The sequence below is a fragment of the Aeoliella fuhlenseeensis genome (assembly GCF_052161615.1).
In the GTDB taxonomy this organism is placed as follows: domain Bacteria; phylum Planctomycetota; class Planctomycetia; order Pirellulales; family Lacipirellulaceae; genus Aeoliella.
In genome coordinates this window covers 406,799-425,398 of record NZ_CP197417.1, presented here as the reverse complement: position 1 = coordinate 425,398, position 18,600 = coordinate 406,799, and the positions used below count along the sequence as shown (strand labels likewise).

The 18,600-nt window shown below is 60.0% G+C and carries 19 protein-coding genes; 15 read left to right on the top strand and 4 right to left on the bottom strand.

Annotation, left to right across the window (positions count from 1 at the left end):
- Positions 1–113 precede the first annotated feature (113 nt).
- The gene (locus tag SH292x_RS01685) at positions 114–773 is read right to left on the bottom strand and encodes a hypothetical protein (protein ID WP_442483843.1); all 660 of its coding nucleotides are present in this window, start codon (positions 771–773) and stop codon (positions 114–116) included.
- A 257-nt stretch (positions 774–1,030) separates the two neighbouring features.
- Positions 1,031–1,276, bottom strand: a complete 246-nt coding sequence (locus SH292x_RS01680; protein WP_442483842.1) for a hypothetical protein — start codon at positions 1,274–1,276, stop codon at positions 1,031–1,033.
- Positions 1,277–1,707: 431 nt separating this feature from the next.
- Here SH292x_RS01680 and SH292x_RS01675 point away from each other — a divergent pair, with 431 nt between their 5' ends.
- The 6 genes from SH292x_RS01675 to SH292x_RS01650 all read left to right on the top strand — a co-directional run bounded on the left by SH292x_RS01675 (position 1,708) and on the right by SH292x_RS01650 (position 7,963).
- The gene (locus SH292x_RS01675) at positions 1,708–4,317 is read left to right on the top strand and encodes a helix-hairpin-helix domain-containing protein (RefSeq protein ID WP_442483841.1); all 2,610 of its coding nucleotides are present in this window, start codon (positions 1,708–1,710) and stop codon (positions 4,315–4,317) included.
- Positions 4,318–4,470: 153 nt separating this feature from the next.
- Positions 4,471–4,950: a hypothetical protein gene (locus tag SH292x_RS01670; protein WP_442483840.1), complete on the top strand. Its 480-nt coding sequence runs from the start codon at positions 4,471–4,473 to the stop codon at positions 4,948–4,950.
- Positions 4,951–4,990: 40 nt separating this feature from the next.
- Positions 4,991–5,416 (top strand): hypothetical protein, encoded by a 426-nt coding sequence (locus SH292x_RS01665; protein WP_442483839.1) that lies wholly within the window; start codon positions 4,991–4,993, stop codon positions 5,414–5,416.
- 75 nt (positions 5,417–5,491) lie between these two features.
- On the top strand, positions 5,492–6,679 hold the full coding sequence (locus SH292x_RS01660) for a hypothetical protein (RefSeq protein WP_442483838.1): 1,188 nt from the start codon (positions 5,492–5,494) through the stop codon (positions 6,677–6,679).
- 21 nt (positions 6,680–6,700) lie between these two features.
- A complete protein-coding gene (locus SH292x_RS01655; protein ID WP_442483837.1) occupies positions 6,701–7,258 on the top strand; it encodes a hypothetical protein in 558 nt (185 codons plus the stop codon).
- A gap of 243 nt (positions 7,259–7,501) precedes the next feature.
- Positions 7,502–7,963: a DUF6717 family protein gene (locus SH292x_RS01650; RefSeq protein ID WP_442483836.1), complete on the top strand. Its 462-nt coding sequence runs from the start codon at positions 7,502–7,504 to the stop codon at positions 7,961–7,963.
- 387 nt (positions 7,964–8,350) lie between these two features.
- On the opposite strand, the gene SH292x_RS01645 is transcribed toward SH292x_RS01650, so the two are convergent.
- Positions 8,351–9,211: a hypothetical protein gene (locus tag SH292x_RS01645; RefSeq protein ID WP_442483835.1), complete on the bottom strand. Its 861-nt coding sequence runs from the start codon at positions 9,209–9,211 to the stop codon at positions 8,351–8,353.
- Positions 9,212–9,585: 374 nt separating this feature from the next.
- Between SH292x_RS01645 and lepB the strand changes: the two genes are divergently transcribed.
- The 9 genes from lepB to SH292x_RS01600 all read left to right on the top strand — a co-directional run bounded on the left by lepB (position 9,586) and on the right by SH292x_RS01600 (position 17,130).
- Complete coding sequence (gene lepB, locus SH292x_RS01640) at positions 9,586–10,602, top strand: signal peptidase I (RefSeq protein WP_442483834.1); 1,017 nt, start codon at positions 9,586–9,588, stop codon at positions 10,600–10,602.
- A gap of 457 nt (positions 10,603–11,059) precedes the next feature.
- Positions 11,060–11,512, top strand: a complete 453-nt coding sequence (locus SH292x_RS01635; protein ID WP_442483833.1) for a hypothetical protein — start codon at positions 11,060–11,062, stop codon at positions 11,510–11,512.
- Between the two features lie 784 nt (positions 11,513–12,296).
- Positions 12,297–12,731 carry a peptidylprolyl isomerase gene (locus SH292x_RS01630; RefSeq protein WP_442483832.1) on the top strand — a complete coding sequence of 145 codons (435 nt, stop codon included), beginning with the start codon at positions 12,297–12,299 and terminating at the stop codon, positions 12,729–12,731.
- 136 nt (positions 12,732–12,867) lie between these two features.
- Positions 12,868–13,110 carry a hypothetical protein gene (locus SH292x_RS01625; protein ID WP_442483831.1) on the top strand — a complete coding sequence of 81 codons (243 nt, stop codon included), beginning with the start codon at positions 12,868–12,870 and terminating at the stop codon, positions 13,108–13,110.
- A 125-nt stretch (positions 13,111–13,235) separates the two neighbouring features.
- On the top strand, positions 13,236–14,330 hold the full coding sequence (aroB, locus tag SH292x_RS01620) for a 3-dehydroquinate synthase (protein ID WP_442483830.1): 1,095 nt from the start codon (positions 13,236–13,238) through the stop codon (positions 14,328–14,330).
- Between the two features lie 240 nt (positions 14,331–14,570).
- Complete coding sequence (locus SH292x_RS01615) at positions 14,571–15,227, top strand: LuxR C-terminal-related transcriptional regulator (RefSeq protein WP_442483829.1); 657 nt, start codon at positions 14,571–14,573, stop codon at positions 15,225–15,227.
- A gap of 92 nt (positions 15,228–15,319) precedes the next feature.
- Positions 15,320–15,469, top strand: coding sequence for a hypothetical protein (locus tag SH292x_RS01610; protein ID WP_442483828.1), 150 nt, complete (start codon positions 15,320–15,322; stop codon positions 15,467–15,469).
- Positions 15,432–16,433: a DNA-processing protein DprA gene (gene dprA, locus SH292x_RS01605; RefSeq protein WP_442483827.1), complete on the top strand. Its 1,002-nt coding sequence runs from the start codon at positions 15,432–15,434 to the stop codon at positions 16,431–16,433. Before SH292x_RS01610 ends, dprA begins: the two co-directional genes overlap by 38 nt.
- An 85-nt stretch (positions 16,434–16,518) precedes the next feature.
- Positions 16,519–17,130: a hypothetical protein gene (locus tag SH292x_RS01600; RefSeq protein ID WP_442483826.1), complete on the top strand. Its 612-nt coding sequence runs from the start codon at positions 16,519–16,521 to the stop codon at positions 17,128–17,130.
- A 3-nt stretch (positions 17,131–17,133) separates the two neighbouring features.
- Here SH292x_RS01600 and SH292x_RS01595 read toward each other — a convergent pair whose 3' ends face one another.
- Complete coding sequence (locus SH292x_RS01595; protein WP_442483825.1) at positions 17,134–18,435, bottom strand: PQQ-dependent sugar dehydrogenase; 1,302 nt, start codon at positions 18,433–18,435, stop codon at positions 17,134–17,136.
- Positions 18,436–18,600: the final 165 nt, after the last annotated feature.

Genomic DNA, 18,600 nt, shown 5'->3' with positions numbered 1-18,600 from the left:
GCATGGCAAGCAAGATGCTTACCCCACACACAAAACAAAACCGGCCGGCACTCTTTCGAGCACCGGCCGGTTTTTTGTTTTTCGCCGCTAGCGAGTCGTTCGCCTCTGCGAGGTTATTCACCAATCTTCTGAACGAGCTTTCCGAACTTTTGGAACGATTGGGGGTTTGCTTTCAGTCCCTTGGTGCCCGAAAGGTTGTTTTGCTTTTTGCCGTTCATCGATTTCTGCGTGATAGGTCCGGGGACACCGATCGGCATGGGCTGGACGAACTTGGGAGCGGCGGGGTGGGCGAACTTCTGCGTCTTGTAGTGCTGGACAACTGGTCCCGACTTCGGAGTGACGGGGCCATAGATAGGGGCACCGCCATTGAGGTAAGTCGTCCGGTGGACCACCGCGCCGGTGTTGACGTCGCGGATCGCGAGGGTCACCACGCCACCATCGTAGATGGCATGCGTGAGGGCGTCGTTCCACGCTCCATGGTAGTTGAGCGGCATGCCGTTGAGCCGCAGGACAATGTCGCCCGTCTCGAGGCCCATTTCGGCGGCGAGGCCGTGGCAGTCGACGAACGTCACGCGGTCGCCGATGCCGCTAAGGTTGAAACTTTGGAAGCCGAACTTGGGTAGAAAAACTTGGCTGGGTGGCTGCACAGCCGGCATGCCGATGCCGATTTGCACCAGCGGCTGAGCAGCCTGCGAGCTGGCAGTGAAAGCGACGGTGGCTGACAGGGCGACTGCGGCGAGGACCACACGGCAGAGGTGAAGTGAACGAGTCATGGCGGGGGTCTCCTGGATCAAACGTTGCGGGGGGATATGGGTTTCCGGCAGTGGCCGGTCATGCCAAACCTATAACGCAACGCTAGTGCCAGCAGGTGGCAAAGGAGACTCACCAATTGCTACAAGTTGCTCAGCAGCAACAGTTTAGCGTGCTTCAGCAGAAAAGACTGCGCCAACACATCGACTGCGCCAGAATACCTTGCGCCATCGTTTTGATCGCATCGAGACCCAGCTTGGGACCGCTCGCGCGGTTCGACCTAAGCGGGGCGGTTGAAGAACCGGTAGGCTACGAGCACTTCGTAGAGGTCGGACGAAATGGTGACCTCGTCGTCCGCAAAGTCGCCCAGCCAAGTACGGCGGCTGTTGTAAGCGTCGGCTAACAGAGGGATGATTTCTTCGGCACGCAGCGTCACGCTATCTTGGCCGCCCAGGCGGTTTTCGAGGGCTTCGGCCGTACCCGTGGTGTCCGGTCCGTGATAGACTCGCAGTCTTGTGGCGTGCATCCGAGTGATTCCTTCACAGCATCGTTGGGGGGAGACGAGAGCCGAAATCATTTCGGCTCGCTCTTCATCGGGAGGGTGAAGGGCACGGGTTTAATGTATTGGCAAAATAAATCACCTTTGCGGATAACTGACAATTTGCCTGCTGGCGGTGCTGGCACGATTTCTTGACAGCTTCCACCTGGGCAATCCACAATGCCGCGGTTTCGGTCCGCTCCCTACAATGCACGCCGCCGAGATCACCACTGCCGTTTGAACTACCAACTCATTTGAATCCCAGCTTGGCACCATCGACCCGTCGCGGGCCTGCGAACTCGGGTCGCTAACTATCCAACACACAACCGTACTCGTACGACGCCGCTTTCTTTGCTGTGCAGCATCGGTGTCGACAGTTGCCGTAATGAGCGCCGCTTGAACACGGTGCAAGGCTCTTCATGGATTCCTCTCCTTCCGTAGATTTTGCTCGGGTTGCCCGCGCGGCGCAGCTTCCTGTTCATCAGGTCCGTGCGACCGTCGAACTGCTGGACGCCGGCAACACCATTCCCTTCGTCACGCGCTATCGTCGCGACCAGACCGGTGGTCTCGACGAAGAGCAGATCGAGCGCATCCGCGCCGCGGTCGCCGAGCTGCGTCAACTTGAGTCGCGCAAAGGAACCATCCTTCGCTCGCTCGAATCGCAGAACAAGCTGACCGACGAACTGCGTCAGCAAGTGCTCGAAGCCGAAACGCTTCGCCGGCTCGAAGACCTGTACCTGCCGTTCAAGCCGAAGAAGCAGTCGCTCGCTTCGAAGGCCCGCGAACAAGGTCTGGAGCCGCTGGCCGACGAGATCCTGAACGAGTCTCCATTAGCCGCGGATCTCGACGCGCGGGCTCGCGACTTCATCAATGAAGACAAAGGGGTCAAGGAAGCCGCGCTCGCACTGGTTGGCGCGGGGCATATCCTGGCCGAGCGGTTCAGCGAGTCGGTCGAGCTTCGCCAGCGCGTCCGCAAGTTGTTCCGCAAGTCGGCCGAGCTCACGTCCACCAAGATCTCGGACGACAACAAGAAGAACGCCCTCTACAAGGACTATTTCGAGTACCGCGAACCGCTGACCAAAGTGCCGCCGCACCGCGTGCTGGCAATCAATCGCGGCGAGAAGGGTAAAGTGCTTCGCGTCGCCATCGAGTCGGATACCGCGGCAATGCAGGAGATGGCCGTCGAACTTTTGGTTCGCCCCGACCATGCCCACGCTGAGTTCCTCCGCGGTTGCACGCGTGACGCCCTGGAGCGATTGGTGGTGCCGAGCCTGGAACGCGAGGCTCGCCGCGAGCTGACCGACAAAGCCGAGTCGCACGCCGTCGAGGTGTTCGCCCGGAACCTTCGCGCGCTACTGCTCCAACCACCCGTGCCGGGACGCCGAGTGCTGGCCGTCGATCCGGGTTACAAGAATGGTTGCAAGCTGGCGATGATCGACGAGCATGGCAACGTGGTGACGCTCGGCCTGGTGAACATCATAGGCTCCGAGGAAAAGACCGCCGAAGCCCGCGAGCAACTGCTAGCGCTCATTCGCGAGCAATCGCCTGACGTGATCGCCATCGGCAACGGCTCGGCCTGCCGGCCCACCGAGAACCTCGTGAGCGATTTGCTTTCGACCGAACTCGCCGACACCGACATTCGCTACACGATCGTCAACGAAGCGGGAGCGAGCGTTTACTCGACCAGTGCGATTGGCCGCGAGGAGTTCCCCGACTGCGAAGCGATCGACCGCAGTGCGATTTCCATCGGCCGAAGACTCCAAGACCCGCTCAGCGAACTGGTGAAGATCGACCCCGCGAGCATCGGGGTCGGACTCTACCAACACGACGCCAAGCCCGCCCACCTGCGCGACACGCTGGAGCAAATCGTTCAGTCGTGCGTGAGCTTCGTCGGTGTGGATGTCAACACCGCCAGTTCCGCCCTGCTTCGCAACGTGGCGGGACTCAACCAACTCGTCGCGCGGCGCATCCTTGAACATCGCGCTGAGCATGGACCGTTTAAGTCGCGTCAGGCTCTGCACGACGTGAAGGGTCTTGGCGATGCGACGTTCGTTCAGTCGGCGGGCTTCCTGAAAATCGAAGGGGGCGAGAATCCGCTCGACGCGACGTGGGTTCACCCTGAGAGCTATGCCGCCGCGACTTCGTTGCTGAGCGAGCTATCGATTGATGTCACCGAAGTCGGCAAAGAGGGTTGGGCCGCGAAGTTCGCCGAATCACTGTCGACCCGCGACCGTGCCGAGCTCGCCGCGAAGCTGGGCCTGGGCGAACACGCGCTAGGGCAGTTAATCGAAGCGCTGGAGCGTCCCGGCCGCGACTTGCGTGCCGATCTGCCGGCACCGGTGTTCCGCCGCGACGTGGTGAAGCTCGACGACCTGGCCGTCGGCATGCAGCTCAAGGGAACCGTGCTGAACGTGGTCGACTTCGGCGCATTCGTCGACGTTGGTCTCTCGGACAGTGGTTTGGTGCACGTGAGCCAACTTCGCGCCGACTTCGTTCGCGACCCGCATGAGGTGGTGGCGGTTGGCGATCAAGTCGATTGCTGGGTGACGGCGATCGACACCGAACGTCGCCGGGTCGCGCTAACGATGATCGAGCCCGGCAGCGAACGTCCCAAGCACGACAATTCATCGGCTCGCAAGCCGCGCCGTCGCGGCAGGAAGCCGGCTACTGGCGAAGCAACCACACCCGCCGCCGAAGGACAGAAGCCCGCCGAGGGTCAAGGCCAACAGCGACACCAGCGCCGCGATCGCGGCGAAGGGGGCAATCGCGGGAATCGCGGCGGCCAAGGTGGTCAGGGCGGTCAAGGCGGTGGCAACCGTGGGCAGAAGCGTGGCCGTCACGGCCATCGCGAGGAACAGCCCCCCGAGCGAAGCGGCGCGTTCGAACGCCGCGCGAAGCGCGAGGTGGTCCCCATCACCAAAGAGATGGAAGAAGGCAAGGAAGCGATGCGCAGCTTCAGCGACCTCTTGCAGTTCGTGAAGAAGAAGTCGCCCAAAGACGAAGGCGAATCGGGCGGCAAGAAAAAGTAACGCGGGTAGGCGTGGTCCGTGGTGCCGCGTAGAATGGAAGTCTTACAGCTACCTCTCCGCGCTTACAGCGCGACCCTCTGATGAGAGGGTAAAGTTACACGCACTTTGCCATAAGCTCACAGCTTACGGCCAATAGCCTACAGCCAATTCACCATGGATTTCCGCGAACGCTTGCAAGCCGCTGCCGACCGAGGAATGCGAACTCGCAACGAGCGCGAGAAGCAGCAGGCGGCCGAGGCGATTACCGAAGAAGAGTATCGCCGGCTGCACTCCTCTGCCCGACTACAGCTCACCGATCACATTGAAGCGTGCCTCGAACAGCTCGCCGATAACTTCCCCGGCTTCAAGTACGAGACGATTGTCAGCCAGGCAGGTTGGGGTGGCGCGGTGAGCCGCGATGATCTGCTGCTCGAAGCGGGCAAACGTCGCAACGCGTATAGTCGCTTGCAGGTGCTGGTCGGCACGCACAACTCCTACCATGTGCTGGAAATCTCCGCCAAGGGTGCGGTACGAAACAAAGAGAACTTCACCCGCCAGCACTACGTGAAACTCGCCGATGCCGACCTCGACGATTTTCGTCAATTGATCGAGCGGTGGGTGCTCGACTACGCCGAGCAGTACTCGGCGGGGTAACTGGGGCGACAAGCTATCGTCATCGAGTGGGGGCCCCTGCGTGCAACCCAATACCGATTTCGCCGTCAAGAAACGCCGAATTCTCTGGGCCCTATTTATCGCCGCAACACTAGTTGGCGCTTGGATCGGCTATTCTCCAGAAATGGATGGCAGCACCGAGGCGGCATTGAACCTCGCACTGCTGGTCCCTGCCCTGTGGTGGTGCTTTACCGATGCCGACCAGCGCGGCTTCCGACTCGGCGCGATTCATTCGATATTTCTAGTACTCGCGTTCGTCATCGCGTTCCCCGTCTACTTGTTCCGCACTCGGGGTCGCGCTGGCTTCAGGACGCTAGGACTTACGGTGCTCTGCGCTCTAGTGATGCTCGCGTGCGCAATGGTTGGCGAGGCGATCGGCATGTGGCTGGCTCCGGCCGAAGTTTACTCGACCGAATACTTTTTGACGCCAGAGTACTCCCTGCCCTAACATGAGCAACCGGTGCACTCGCCATCGGGGCGCGGCATCCTTTTGCACTTGCGATGGGACCTGGAGTATCTGCATATGATTCGCGCTGTCGGCTGTGCGTGGTTGATTGCCCTTCTCGCTAGTATCAGTTCTGCCCAAGAACTGGACCCGCGGCTCGATAACTACGACATCACGGGCCTCGTGCGATTCGACTCGCCAGACGAAGCCGAAGCGCGGCGTGGCGAGATGCTTAAGCTCATCTGGCCCGACGGAATCACCAAGGCTCGGCCGAAGGTCACCGAGTCGATCGACTACCCACCGGAACTCGGCACGGTCGACAAGTCGCTCGTCGCGCGCGTTGATCGCTACGACGTCGACGTGATAAAGACCGATTTTCACTCGATCGTCTACGTGCTATATCCCAAGGAGATGCCCGAGGGCCCCGCACGACTTGCCGTGGTGCAGGCGGGGCACATGCTCGACGGCTACGATCAGGGACTCTCCGCGGGGCTCGACGATGCCGTCGACACGCTGCTGAAACGCGGCTTCGTCGTCGCCACGGTGCAGATGCCGGTGACCAATTGGAACACCGACACCGATGGCACGCTGGCGAGCGGTACCAAAGTGAACGTCACTGGTCGTCGCACCGGTGGGCACGACGAGATGTTCGAGGAACTCGAACCGGAGCTCAAAGGCCAAACGCTACGGTTCTTCCTCGACCCCGTGGTCGAGACCATCAACGAACTGGTCGCAAGGCATCCGTCCCCAGAGATGGTGCTGATGATTGGCCTTTCCGGCGGCGGTTGGACCACGCACCTCGCGGCGGCGGCCGATACGCGCATCGACATCTCGATGCCACTCGCCGGCGCGCTGCCACTCTACGCAAGGCCCTTCAGCCCGGGCAGCAAAGGCGACGCCGAGCAGGAATACGCCCCGCTGTACCGCGAGGTGGATAGCAACGACGATGGAGTGCTCGACCGCGCCGAAGGTGCCTGCTCGTGGCTTGAAATCTTCGGGCTCGGCGGCGTCTCGCCCGACGCCGCTCGCCCGCGCGTGGCCGTGATGGTGCTCAATCTTTACGACACCTGCTGCTTTGGGGGTCCCGTGTTTAAGACGTTCGACAAGCCGCTCGACCAGCGGATCGAAGCGGTTGGCCGGGGGCGCTGGCATTTCCATTCCGACGACTCGCATAAGTCGCACATCATCTCGCCCGAAGTGCTCGAAGAAGTGATGCCGGCTGCGATTGAAGAGTGGCAGCAGCTTCAGACAAAGTCCACGCAATAGAGTCTCAATCAGGCGACAACCATGCGGCACGTCCGAAACATCGCGACTACGATCGGCGTGATTGCGACGCTCGCACTCCTTGCGATGTGGTGGCGAAGTTACACCACTCACGATCGCATCGAAGGTTGGCTGTGGGGCGGAGACGCGGCGATTGTCACCAGCAAACAGGGCTGCGTCGGCGTGATGAAGTTCGCGTGGCCCGGTGCCGACGACGAATGGGAGTGGGGATGGGTGCGTATTTCATTGAACAATCCGTCTGCAGACCCTGTTGAGGAAATGAGCAGGATTAACCACGCAGGATTTGGTCGCCTCGATTCTTTGCACTATGTGATCACGCCGCCCATGGTAGGGCCAGACGGCGTGGTAATGGGTGGCCTGGACTACTTTATCAGAGGCAAAGGATACATCGTCCCGTACTGGTTCTTGATCTTGCTTTGTCTCGCCTCGACGCTCGCCACTCGCTGGCGTGGTCGCTTCACGGTTCGGGGCATGTTGATTGGCACCGGTGTAGTGGCGGTACTGATCGTGATTTTCAAGATATGGGTGTTTGGGGAGTCGGACGAGCCCTTGCCACCGTAAATGTTGATCTGCTCCGATGGCGAGCCGGGAGCGTTAGCGACCGGAGTGGAACACCGCGAACCCATCCACCTCCGGGCGCTTACGCTACCGGCTCGCCCTGCTTGCGCTGAGAGCGAATAAACAACCTGCGGTCTCGCGAATAATCCTCGGAACTCGCCACGCCTACATCGCGTCGTAACTTCAGCGCGTCCTATTTGGCCAATGGCGAGCGTCATTCATTCTTCTTTATTCCGAGGTGCTTCCATGAATTCGCAGTTCGACGTACGGAGGGTGGTCTTACTTATTTCCGCGGTGCTGGTGGTGGGGGCACCGGTGCTGTATTTCTCGGGGCTTTTGCCGTTTCGTTCGGCGAGGCTGCCACAGAACTCGCTGCTGGTGCTTGCCCCCTACCGTCACGCGGGGACCTGGGTGTTCGACGATCCGCGGGTAGGTTTGGTGCGTGAGCCATTCGTCGCCGGCGTGCCCGAGATGATCGACATCCTGGTCGCCGACATCCCCGAGGCCGACCAAGGTTTTCGCATGACCGTCTCGGCGACCGAGTTCCCGGGCTACGAGAAAGAGCTCACGTGGAATCGCGCCGAAGCCGACGGCAACTGGTACACGCTCGCCGAGCCACCGATGGAAGGCTGGCTCTGCCCCGCGCTGTTCAAGTACTTCGACCACGCACCGGAGCACTTGTACGTGAAAGCCGAACCGCTGGAGTAAGGGATTTTCCAGCCACGGATGAACACCGATCAAACACGGATAGCAGCAATGGTAGCCGGATTCGCAAGAATTCGGGCGATTGGCAAAGGATCTGAACAGGAGGAAACGGAGGGAACAGAGAACGGAAATGCATCAAGAAGAGTAGCGAACAGAAGGCAACGAAGAAAACGAAGAAGAAAAGCAATCATGAAGTAGAATCGAATTATCGCGTTCTCTACAAATACATGCCTGCTTCACTCTCTCCTTCCATTCCTCATGCTCACATTCGCGAACATTCGCGTAATTCGCGGGCTCCAACATTCCCTTCGTTCGCTTCGTTACCTTCTGTTCTTCTTCCTTTTTACCCTCTCCGTTCGCTCTGGTTGCTCCTGTTCGTCGATCGAAAAACTACTTCGCTCCGTACTCATCCAGCAAGTTCCTGAACTTCGACCAGAAATCTTTCTGCGACTCGTACTGCTCGCGGGGCATTTGGGATTGGAAGTGGTCGAGGTACTCCAGCCACTGGTCGGCGGTGCCGACGTACGAGTAGTCGCCCGCGCTACGCGGGTTCTGCCAGGCCGGTGTGCCGGGCTCGACGAGGTCGGCCCCGTTCGTCGTGGCGTGCATGTTGCTCATCAGCACCGGCGAGGCCATGCGGAGCTCGTACGTCATCCGGTCTCCCACCGAAATGTCGGCGGTCGCTTCTTCCCACGCGCGAACCACTTCGGCAGGCGTGTTGCTATCGGGGAATCGCAACCCACGAGCAGCGCCACTCATCGTGACGCCATCGCCATCCATGTCCACCTGAGTGGCGGGAGGCAACAGCAAGTTGAGCGCGCCTTCTTCCGTCAGCGAGCCGACATCGATCGGTTGCGCCAAGTTGTGAACGCGCTGGACCACTTCGAGTTCGCTCGGCGACAGCGACGCCAGGAACTGCTGCGGCGTGGCGTAACCCCCTTCGGCATGGGCTCGCTGCAGGAGCTTGCCATACTCGTCGCGGATCTCGCTAGCATTCGTGTGGCGCGAGTAGCGCCCCGAGACGACCGACCCAAACCAATCGTTCCACGCCGTCTGGATATCGGAGGAGAGCGACTCACCCGACTCCGAGGACGCGTCGAGCTGCGTATCAAGCTTGGGCGCCGACACGTACCCCTGGCGGCCGACCGCCGCCAGCACTTCAGCAAACACCGACTGCACTTGCTTGTCCGGCCGGTGCGAGTTTGGTTCAAGGAGCGAAGTCGCCCCGCCGCTAGTCGCTTGAATCTGCATGCGTCTCCCCCACGATGCGCGTACCACTTCGCTGTCTCTATCGGCGCTGGACCAATCGCGGTCGTAGCCGGATTCGCCAGAATTCGGGGCGCTGTGAAATGGACAACTTAGAGAACAGGAGGAAACGGAGGGAACAGAGGAAGAGAAGAGTTGGGAACAGAAGGGAACGAAGAAGTTGGTAAGAAGAGTTCTACGAAGTAGAACCACGTCAGAGCGAAGGGTCGCGAAGGCGAAAAACGAGCCGGTGCGCACCCTGGGAGAGTGGTAGCTTTCAATGAGTGCTCAAGCTTTCCAGAGCCGGTATACTCAGCCTGTCGATGGATGCCTGTTTCCTCTCCGCGCTGGCAGTTGCAATGCTCTCTACTACCATTCTGATGCTTTGCCTTTTTTCGGCCATTGCCGTTCACCTAGTGGCATGGGGGCTTCTGCTGGCGGCCGGGCTACGATGGGCGCGAAGACGAGATTGGACATGGCGTCGGCTGATCGCTGTAACCTTCGTGTTGAACTTCGCCACGATTGGCATCGATCTGCTGCTGGTCATTCTCATGATTCAGTTCGGTCTAGACGAGGTGGCGATGGCAGTCCTCTCATTGGTCAGCCTGGTACTAATTCCAATGGTCGCCCTATCGCTGAACTTTCACCTTTCGACGTTACGTGCGATTCAGGCATGGCTTCCAACGTTGTTCGCCGGAGTGGCGATGCTAGGTTTCACAACCTTCGTCATTCGACCGTTCATCACCGAGCCGTTTGTTTCCCCCTCCAACGGCATGGCACCCACCTTACTTGGCTTACACGGCGAAGGTTCATGTTCGCGTTGCGGAAATACCAACTATTTCAGCATTCCACCTGCGGAGTACCCGGCGCCCCCCACGGTGCCAGCGATCTGCTCACAGTTTCACTTGACGAACCACAACACCGCCTCGGACAAGCCGGTCATGAGCGATCGCTTCTTCATCGCCAAGTACTTGAAGCCTCGACGCTGGGACCTCCTTGTGTTTGACGCGCCCCCCGATCCAGGCCAACTCTACGTTCAGCGCGTGGTGGGTCTACCAGGTGAGAGCATCATTCTGGAAAATGGCGGAATCAAAGTCGACGGCGTTCAACTCGATCTGCCGGAAGAACTGCAAGGAATCGAGTATCTCACTCGACTTGATAGTCTTGATAGTTACGGCCAAGTGATGGCCGCCAATTGCGCGACGCCAGAGAATCCCGCAGTGCTTGGCGAGGGAGAATACTTCGTGCTCGGCGACTTTTCTGCAATTTCGTCGGACTCCCGATTTTGGGAACAGGGGGTTCCTGGACATCCAAATTACGCGGTACCAGCTTCGAACATTCGAGGTGTGGTCACTCACCGAGTCTGGCCGCTATCGCGATGGAAGGTTCTGCGGTAGTGCCAATCCGGCGAGCCGGGGGCGTTAGGGACCGGAGCTTTGAGTACCAGAGCAGGTCAATACTCCGGGCGCTGACGCTTCCGGCTCGCCCTTGTCCATTTCCGTCATTCACGAACCATCTTACCAGGGTGCGCTTCGGCTCGTTCCTCGCCTTCGTGACCCTTTGCTCTGACGTGGTTCCACTTCGTGGAACGTCCCGAATAGCTTCCTTCGTGCCTTCGTTTCCTTCTGTTCTTCTTTGACCTCTCTCTCCGTTCTTTCTGTTCCCTCCTGTTCAACTTCTTCTCGAATCCCCCGAATTCTGGCGAATCTGGCTACGAATCCGCGCCGCACTGGACACTTTCTCGAACTTTCTCCTGCCACGCTGTAACAGCTTCGCTGGCGCGCGTATGAGGTGGTGAAGTGGGTCACAATGACCTGCAAGACCCTTAAAAAACTCTGGCATGGGAGAAAAGCAATGAACACTCTACTGAATCGGAAAGTACTGGCCGCGGTGGGAACTTTGGCCGTGATCGTCGGCCTCGCGTTGGCCGCCCCCTCGGCAGAGGCCAAGCATGGTTGGGGCGGTGGCTACTGTGGTGGCGGTGGTTGGGGTGGTGGTTATGGACACTCCGTGAGCTACGCCAGTTGCTACACGCCCAGTTACAACTACTGCTACCGGCCGAGCTACTGCCCCACACCGTCGTACAACTACTGCTACACCCCGACGTACCAGACTTGCTACCAGCCGAGCTACACGACCTGCTACCAGCCGACTTACACTCCGAGTTACTGCTACCAGGCTTCGTACACGCCTAGTTACTGCTACACGCCGTCGTACCAAACTTGCTACACACCTTCATACAACCACTGCTACACACCGAGTTACACGGCGAGCTGCTATGGGTACGGTGGTGGTCACCGCTGGTAGAGAACCGCGGTGGCGAGAAAGAGTTGCCCCATTAAAACAGCATAGGCCCTTGCCGCACACCTAAGAGGCGGCAAGGGCCTTTCTGTTATCCAGCCGGAGCACCTTCGGCGGTGCGGGTGGGCTTGCTAGTGTCTGTCGAGCTCAACCCTATGGGCAGTGTCCTGGCCGCGGACGATTTGTCAGATCGTGACGAGGGGATGACTCGTATCTTTGCGGGCCACGTACTATGGACGACACGGCGCTAGCGAGCGAACCTGCTGCGAGCCGAGGTTACCAAGCCTACTTCGCTTGGCGTTCACTCCTTGTGTTAAAAAACAACGACGATGTAGAAGCGAGACTTGCACGATGGCGTTCGTAAACAAGATGCCGAAGAATGCGCCCGCGAGTATTCGTGGGTGGGATCGCTAGGTCGCGTCGGCATCAGGACTAGTGGCCAAGGGCCGTGCCTCGCGGGAACCAGCCAGGTGGTTCTTCCATTGCTTTGGCCTCCCATTTCACTACGAGGAATGAAGTACCAACTGCCGTTACTCAATGGAAGTGTATCAAACAAAACGCGAAGGTCAAAAGTTCTTTTCAAGATAATTGCGTGCCAATTCCCGAGGTTTTTTGAACCCTTGTCACGCCTAGCACTTAGGGCGATGCTGGAGGGTCTGTACCTGTCTGTACCGGGGGGGTAGGCAGTGGGCGGTGAATAGTGGGCAGCAGCCTTTGCTCCCGACAAGCTGCTCGCGAATCAACAAATCATCAACACGCATTGCGTTCCACTTAGCAAGAAAGAGACATCATGAAAGTAGCCACTATCAAAACCAAGCGCGGCGACATTCGTCTGGAGCTGTTCGCCGACAAGACGCCGAAGACCGTGGCCAACTTCGAGAAGCTCGTTGGCGATGGCTTCTACGACGGACTCAAGTTCCATCGCGTCATCGAAGACTTCATGATTCAGACCGGTTGCCCCCATGGCACTGGCACCGGCGATGCTGGCTATAAGTTCAACGACGAGTTCCACCCCGACCTCAAGCACACGGGCCCCGGCATCTTGAGCATGGCGAACGCCGGTCCCAACACCAACGGCAGCCAGTTCTTCATCACGCACGTGGCAACTCCTTGGCTTGATGGCAAGCACTCGGTGTTCGGCAAGGTGATCGACGACACCCAAAGCGTGGTCGACAGCATCAAGCAAGGCGACGTCATGGAGAAGGTGACGATCACGGAAGAATAGATTCTTAAATGACCAATGACGAAGTACCCAATGACCAATGAACGTGCAAGCGTGGAGTAGTTCTTGAAGCTGCTTATTGGTCATTGGTCCTTCGGCATTGGTGATTAGCCTTCACTCACACTTAGCTTTTAGCTCGATGGATAAATTCGATCCCTATCGCGAACGCTTGGTCATGGAGACCGAGACTCGGTGGGACGAGGCGTGCGCGGTGGCGGACCCCGCGGCTCGCGAGCGGGTTTCGCTTGCGCTACATGAAGACCCTCGGTCGGCGTGTAACCTTGAGTACGTCCGCACCCATACCGGTTTCTGCCGGCGAGTGATCGTGATGCCGCAGGACTTGGAGCGACTGGGTATCCAACAACAAGCTTCATCTCTCTAATACGTTATCAATGCCACAAGTGTGATTAGCCGTTTTGGCGCTAGCCACGGTTCCTCTCCACTAAACCGTGGCTAGCGCCAAAACGGCTAATTTGTAGAACATCAACTCCCAACTGCTTCCCCCGCATGCCCACCCATCGCAAGATTCGCGTCGACCTCAAAGAACGTGGCTACGACATTGCCATCGGTAGCGGCACGCTCGAAGAGTGCCCTCAGTTTCTCGCCGAGCGTTCGAGCACGACGCACGTGGTGCTCATCACCGACACGAACGTCGATGGCCTCTACGCCGACGCCGTGGGGGATCGTTTCACCGACGAAGGGCTCGAAGTCGAAGTGCTGGTGATCGAACCCGGCGAAGAGAGCAAGAACGCCGACGTGATGATCGATCTCTGGGAGACGATGCTCGCCGAGGGAGCCGATCGTGGCAGCGTCGTTGCCGCGGTGGGTGGTGGCGTGGTGGGGGACGTGGCAGGCTTCGTCGCGGCGACCTTCGCGCGGGGTGTACCGTTCCTGCAAATACCAACCACGCTGCTGGCGCAGGTCGACAGCTCTGTGGGCGGCAAAGTGGGCATCAACCTACCCGAGGCGAAGAACATCGTCGGGGCGTTCTGGCAACCAATCGGCGTGCTGATCGATGTCGACGTCCTCAAGACGCTGCCCGACAACGAGTTCGCCGCGGGGATGGCCGAGGTGGTGAAGTATGGCGTGATCATGGACGAGCCGTTCTTCGAATACCTGGAGCAAAACGTCGCGGCGATCAACGCCCGCGACCCACAGGTGCTGGAGTACGTCGTCGAGCGATGCTGCCGGCTGAAAGCCGACGTAGTCGAGGCCGACGAGCGCGAAGAGTCGGGCCGCCGTGCAATCTTGAACTATGGCCATACCTTTGGTCATGCGTTTGAAGCGGCGACTGAGTACGGCAAGCTGCTCCATGGCGAGGCGGTGGCCATGGGCATGGTGTGTGCGTCGCGACTCGCCGAACGGGCCGGCATGATCGACGCCGCGGCAACCGAGCGGCAGATCCAGTTGCTCCAGGCGTTGTCGCTCCCCACCGAACCGCTGGAATTCGACAGCGAAGAGATCTACCGCCTGATGTGGCACGACAAAAAGGTGGCGGAAGGCAAACTCCGTTTCGTCCTCCCCACGCGAATCGGCGACGTCACCCTGACCTCGGCCGTTAAGAGCGCCGATGTGATCGCCGTTCTGGGTGCGCAATCGTAGCACGTTTTGTCTGATTTGCGGTTCCCTGGGAGTGTTTTTCTCTTCCCTGCGCAGAGGAAGTGGCGCGTACGCGCATGTTCTGGTTTTGGCAAGCCAAAAGTCCGAATATTTTTGCGCGAACCTGTAGCCACGCGTATCCGCATCGACTATACATCGAAGTAGTCAGGGGGCGTTTTCTCGGGATTCCTATGGGGTCTCGAGGTCCAAACCAACGCCACAAGGTATTGAGAGTCTATACAGGTGAATTATCTACCCCGCCGGGCGGCTATCGTCGCCAGCAATCCCTCCGAAGCCGACTTCGCCGAATCCACTGTTTCCTCTTTCGGATTTGAAGTCTCCCGCCACGAATCCCCTTCCTCCCTCACCAGCTACATCCAATCGCAACTTGGCGAAGGCCAAGCACAGGGCACTCCCGACATCGCCATCCTCACTGGTACGGGCAACGAACTGGCGCGCGCGTCGGTCGAGGCCTTGGCCAACATGGTCCCGGTGATGGTCACCACATCAAGCACCACCGTCGAGAACGCGGTGGACCTGATGAAGGGTGGCGCCAAGGACGTCGTCATGCTGCCGTGCAGCCGCGAGGAACTGCTGGACCGCGTGCAGAAGACCCTCGAAACCTGGGAAACCGAGTCGGCATGCAAGGCCCAACAAGCCGAAATGCAGGCCCGTCTCGATCAGTTGACCCCAGCCGAGAACGAGGTGGTCGACGCCATGCTCGATGGCCTGGCCAACAAGCAGATCGCACAGCGTCTGGGCATCGGTCTGCGGACCGTTGAACTCCGCCGGTCGAAGATCATGCGCAAGATGCACGCCAAGAGCGTTGCCGAGCTGGTGAAGTTCATTTGCGTCGCCGGACGCCTGAAGATCGAGCCCGAAAGCGCCCCGGCCACCTAAATGGCCCCGGCGTTTTGCTGGCACCCGCACCGCGGGGCAACTAGGATGGCAAGCATCGACCTTGCCACCCTGCCCTACCGCCCCGCGCTGCCATGAACCCTTGCCCCCCCGAACTGCTGGCCGACGTGCGGCTGAGCATGGTGAAGGACATTGGGCCGAGGCTGACGCGCAACTTGCTTGCGGCGCTCGGTTCGTCCGGCGCGCGTGTTCGAAGCCTCGCCGAGCGAACTCGCGCGCGTTGAGGGCATTGGTCCGAAGCTGGTCAAGCGCATCGCCGAAGCGCCGAGTATCGAAGACGTCGAAACTGAACTCCGGCTCGCGGAGCGGCACGGCATTGAGGTCATTACGCGGTCGTCAACGACGTACCCGCAGCCCCTCACGCAAATCGCCGACCCGCCGCCGGTGCTCTACTTGCGTGGCAACCTGGTGCCCGACGACACGCTCGCCGTGGCGATCGTCGGCACGCGTCATGCCACGTCTTACGGCCTCGAACAGGCATCGCTGCTCGCCGCGTCGCTCGCTCGTGCGGGAGTGACTGTGGTCAGCGGTCTCGCGCGGGGCATCGATGCGGCAGCGCATCGCGGAGCACTCGAAGCAGGCGGACGGACCATCGCGGTGATCGCGGGTGGGCTGCTGGAGATCTCGCCCGCCGAGAATCGCAAGCTGGCCGAAGACGTCGCCCAGCAGGGCTGCCTGATGAGCGAGTCGCCGCCCCGCCGACCGCCGGTGCCCGGTTCGTTCCCGCAGCGAAATCGACTGGTCAGCGGGCTGTCGATGGGGGTCGTGGTGGTCGAGGCCGACGATCGCTCAGGGGCACTCATCACCGCGACGCACGCCGCCGAGCAAGGCCGCGACGTGTTCGCCGTGCCCGGCGCGCTCACCAATCGGCAATCGCGGGGCTGCCACAAGTTGATACAAGACGGCGCGAAGCTGGTGATGAGCGTCGACGACATCCTCGGCGAACTCACCCACACCACCGCTGCCATCGAACGTCCCGCCGGTGGTGAACTCCGCCACGCCGCCGAACTCGCCCTGAACGACATGGAGCGACAAGTCCTTCAAGCGATCGAAACCAGCCCCACGCTGATCGACGACGTCATCACCCGCTCCGGCGTCCCCGTGCACCGCGTGCTTTCGACGGTCAGCGTGCTTGAGATGCGAAAACTAATCCGCCGCCACAGCGGCACGCAGGTGGTGAGGATCTAACGAGGTGTTGGCGTTGCTAGCACTTGCTGCACTCCAGCCGCGACGCTCGGGTACCCGATAAACTCCAGAGAAAGGATTCTCGAACATGTTTTGTACCGAGTGTGGCCACCAGGCGGCGGGGAAGTTCTGCGCGAACTGTGGCACACCGGTCGGTGCTGGCACTCCGGCAATCGCGTTCAACTGGCGCGAGTCGTGCGATTACGATCGCATCGTCCAAGTACCGGAAGTTCGTAAACGTATCGCCGAAGCCAAGGCGAAGGCGGGCAAGCGGGTGTCGGGCTCGGCGATGCTAGGACTCGTCGATGCCGCCGCGTCGCCATTGATGGGCGGCCTGTCGAGCCTCACGATCGCCAAGATCGCGCAGCCTTTGGGGGCGAAGCTGGGGCTCAAGACAGGCAAAGAACATGGCGAGTACTTGCTCGTTCCGCCCGGTGAAGCACTCGCGAATCTCGCCGTCGCGCTTGCCAGCATCGAACACGAACTCACTAGCACCACCAGCGGCGACAACCACTGCACGCTCGAAGCCACCCTGCCCGCCGACCTCCGCGCGATGGAGTCCCGGCTATCGATCAAGGTTCACCGCGTCGCCAAAGGGACCCACGTCACCGCCACCGCCACGGTCGACGGCCAGTGGTACGACTGGGGTCGCTGCAAGAAAGGCCTCGATCAACTGTTCGCCGGCTTGCGCGCGGCGTAGTCATTACTCGCCGTACGACACCCGCCAGATCACGCCACCATCGTCGTCGTTCACCAGCAGGTCGCCCCGCGGAGTGACCTCTACGCCCGTCGGCCGGCCGTAGACTTGGTTGCGATCTCCACCAGCGATGAAACCAGTGAGGAAATCCTCGGGCTTCTGTGGCTTCCCTTCTGCGTCGAACGGCACGAACAGCACCTTGTAGCCCGAGAACTTCTCGCGGTTCCACGATCCATGCTGCCCCACGAACGCGCCGCCGTGGTACTTCTCCGGGAACTTGTCCTTGTCGTAGAACGCGAGCCCTAGTGAAGCCGTGTGTGCGCCGACCGGAACATCGGGGACAATCGACTTGGCGACCATCTCTTCGTGCGGATCGTCGGCCCAGCGTGGGTCGCGAATCTGCCCGAAGTACGAGTAAGGCCAACCGTACCAGCCGCCACGCTTGACGCTGGTAATGTAGTCGGGCACCAAACCATCGCCGATGCGATCGCGCTCATTCACCGCGGTCCACAACTCACCGGTCTTAGGGTTGTGGTCCATCCCCACAGGATTGCGCAGGCCCGAGGCGTAGACTTCTTCGCCCGAGCCATCGGGGTTCATGATCAGGATGCCCGCGCGGCGTTCTTCTTTCTCCATGCCGTACTCGCCAACGTTACTCGCCGAGCCAATGCTCACCAGCAGTTGCTTGCCATCGGGCGTCGACTCTAGGTTGCGCGTCCAGTGATGGTTGTACCCACCAGCCGGCAGGTCGGCGATCTTTTCACCCTCGCCTTCTAGTTTCGTCATGCCATCGGTGTAGGGCCAACGCACCACCGAGTCGCCATTGCCGACATAAAAGTAGTCGCCCAGGATCAGCATGCCGTAGGGCTGTTTGAGGTTCTCGCAAAACACGAACGTCTCGTCGACTTCGCCATCCTCGTCGCTATCACGTAGCAACGTGATGCGGTTGGCGCTCTCATGGGCATCGCCACTCTCGACGGCGAAGTAGTCCTTGCCATTCGGAGCGACGTACGTTCGCCGCGGATGCTTGAGACCCGTTGCGAACTTCGTCACGGTGAACCCTTCGGGAGCCTTGGGCCCCTGCCCCGCCGGCCATGGCACGATCTGGCTATGCTTCTCCGCGACCTTGGTCGCGAACGGCGAAGGAAGTTCCAGCGGACCAATCGCGGTCTCCACCGTCACTGGCGGCTGAGCGGCCAGTTCCTTCTTCTTCGCATCGCTTAGATTCTCATTGACCTTCGCCGAGCTGAAGCAGCCCCCAGTCGCGAAGATCAACAACAGGGCCAGTCGCGGAAGTAGTTTCGTCATCGTTCGTTCCAATCAATCGCACCGGATTCAAACAGCAGGGATACCCCCCAAGAGTAGACCTGAAGCCGCACCCTGACAACCGGCACCAACATGAGGCAGAGGAATAGAACGCGGATTTGGCAGGATTACCGCGAATTGTTTTCTTATCCGCGCTTATCCTGCAAA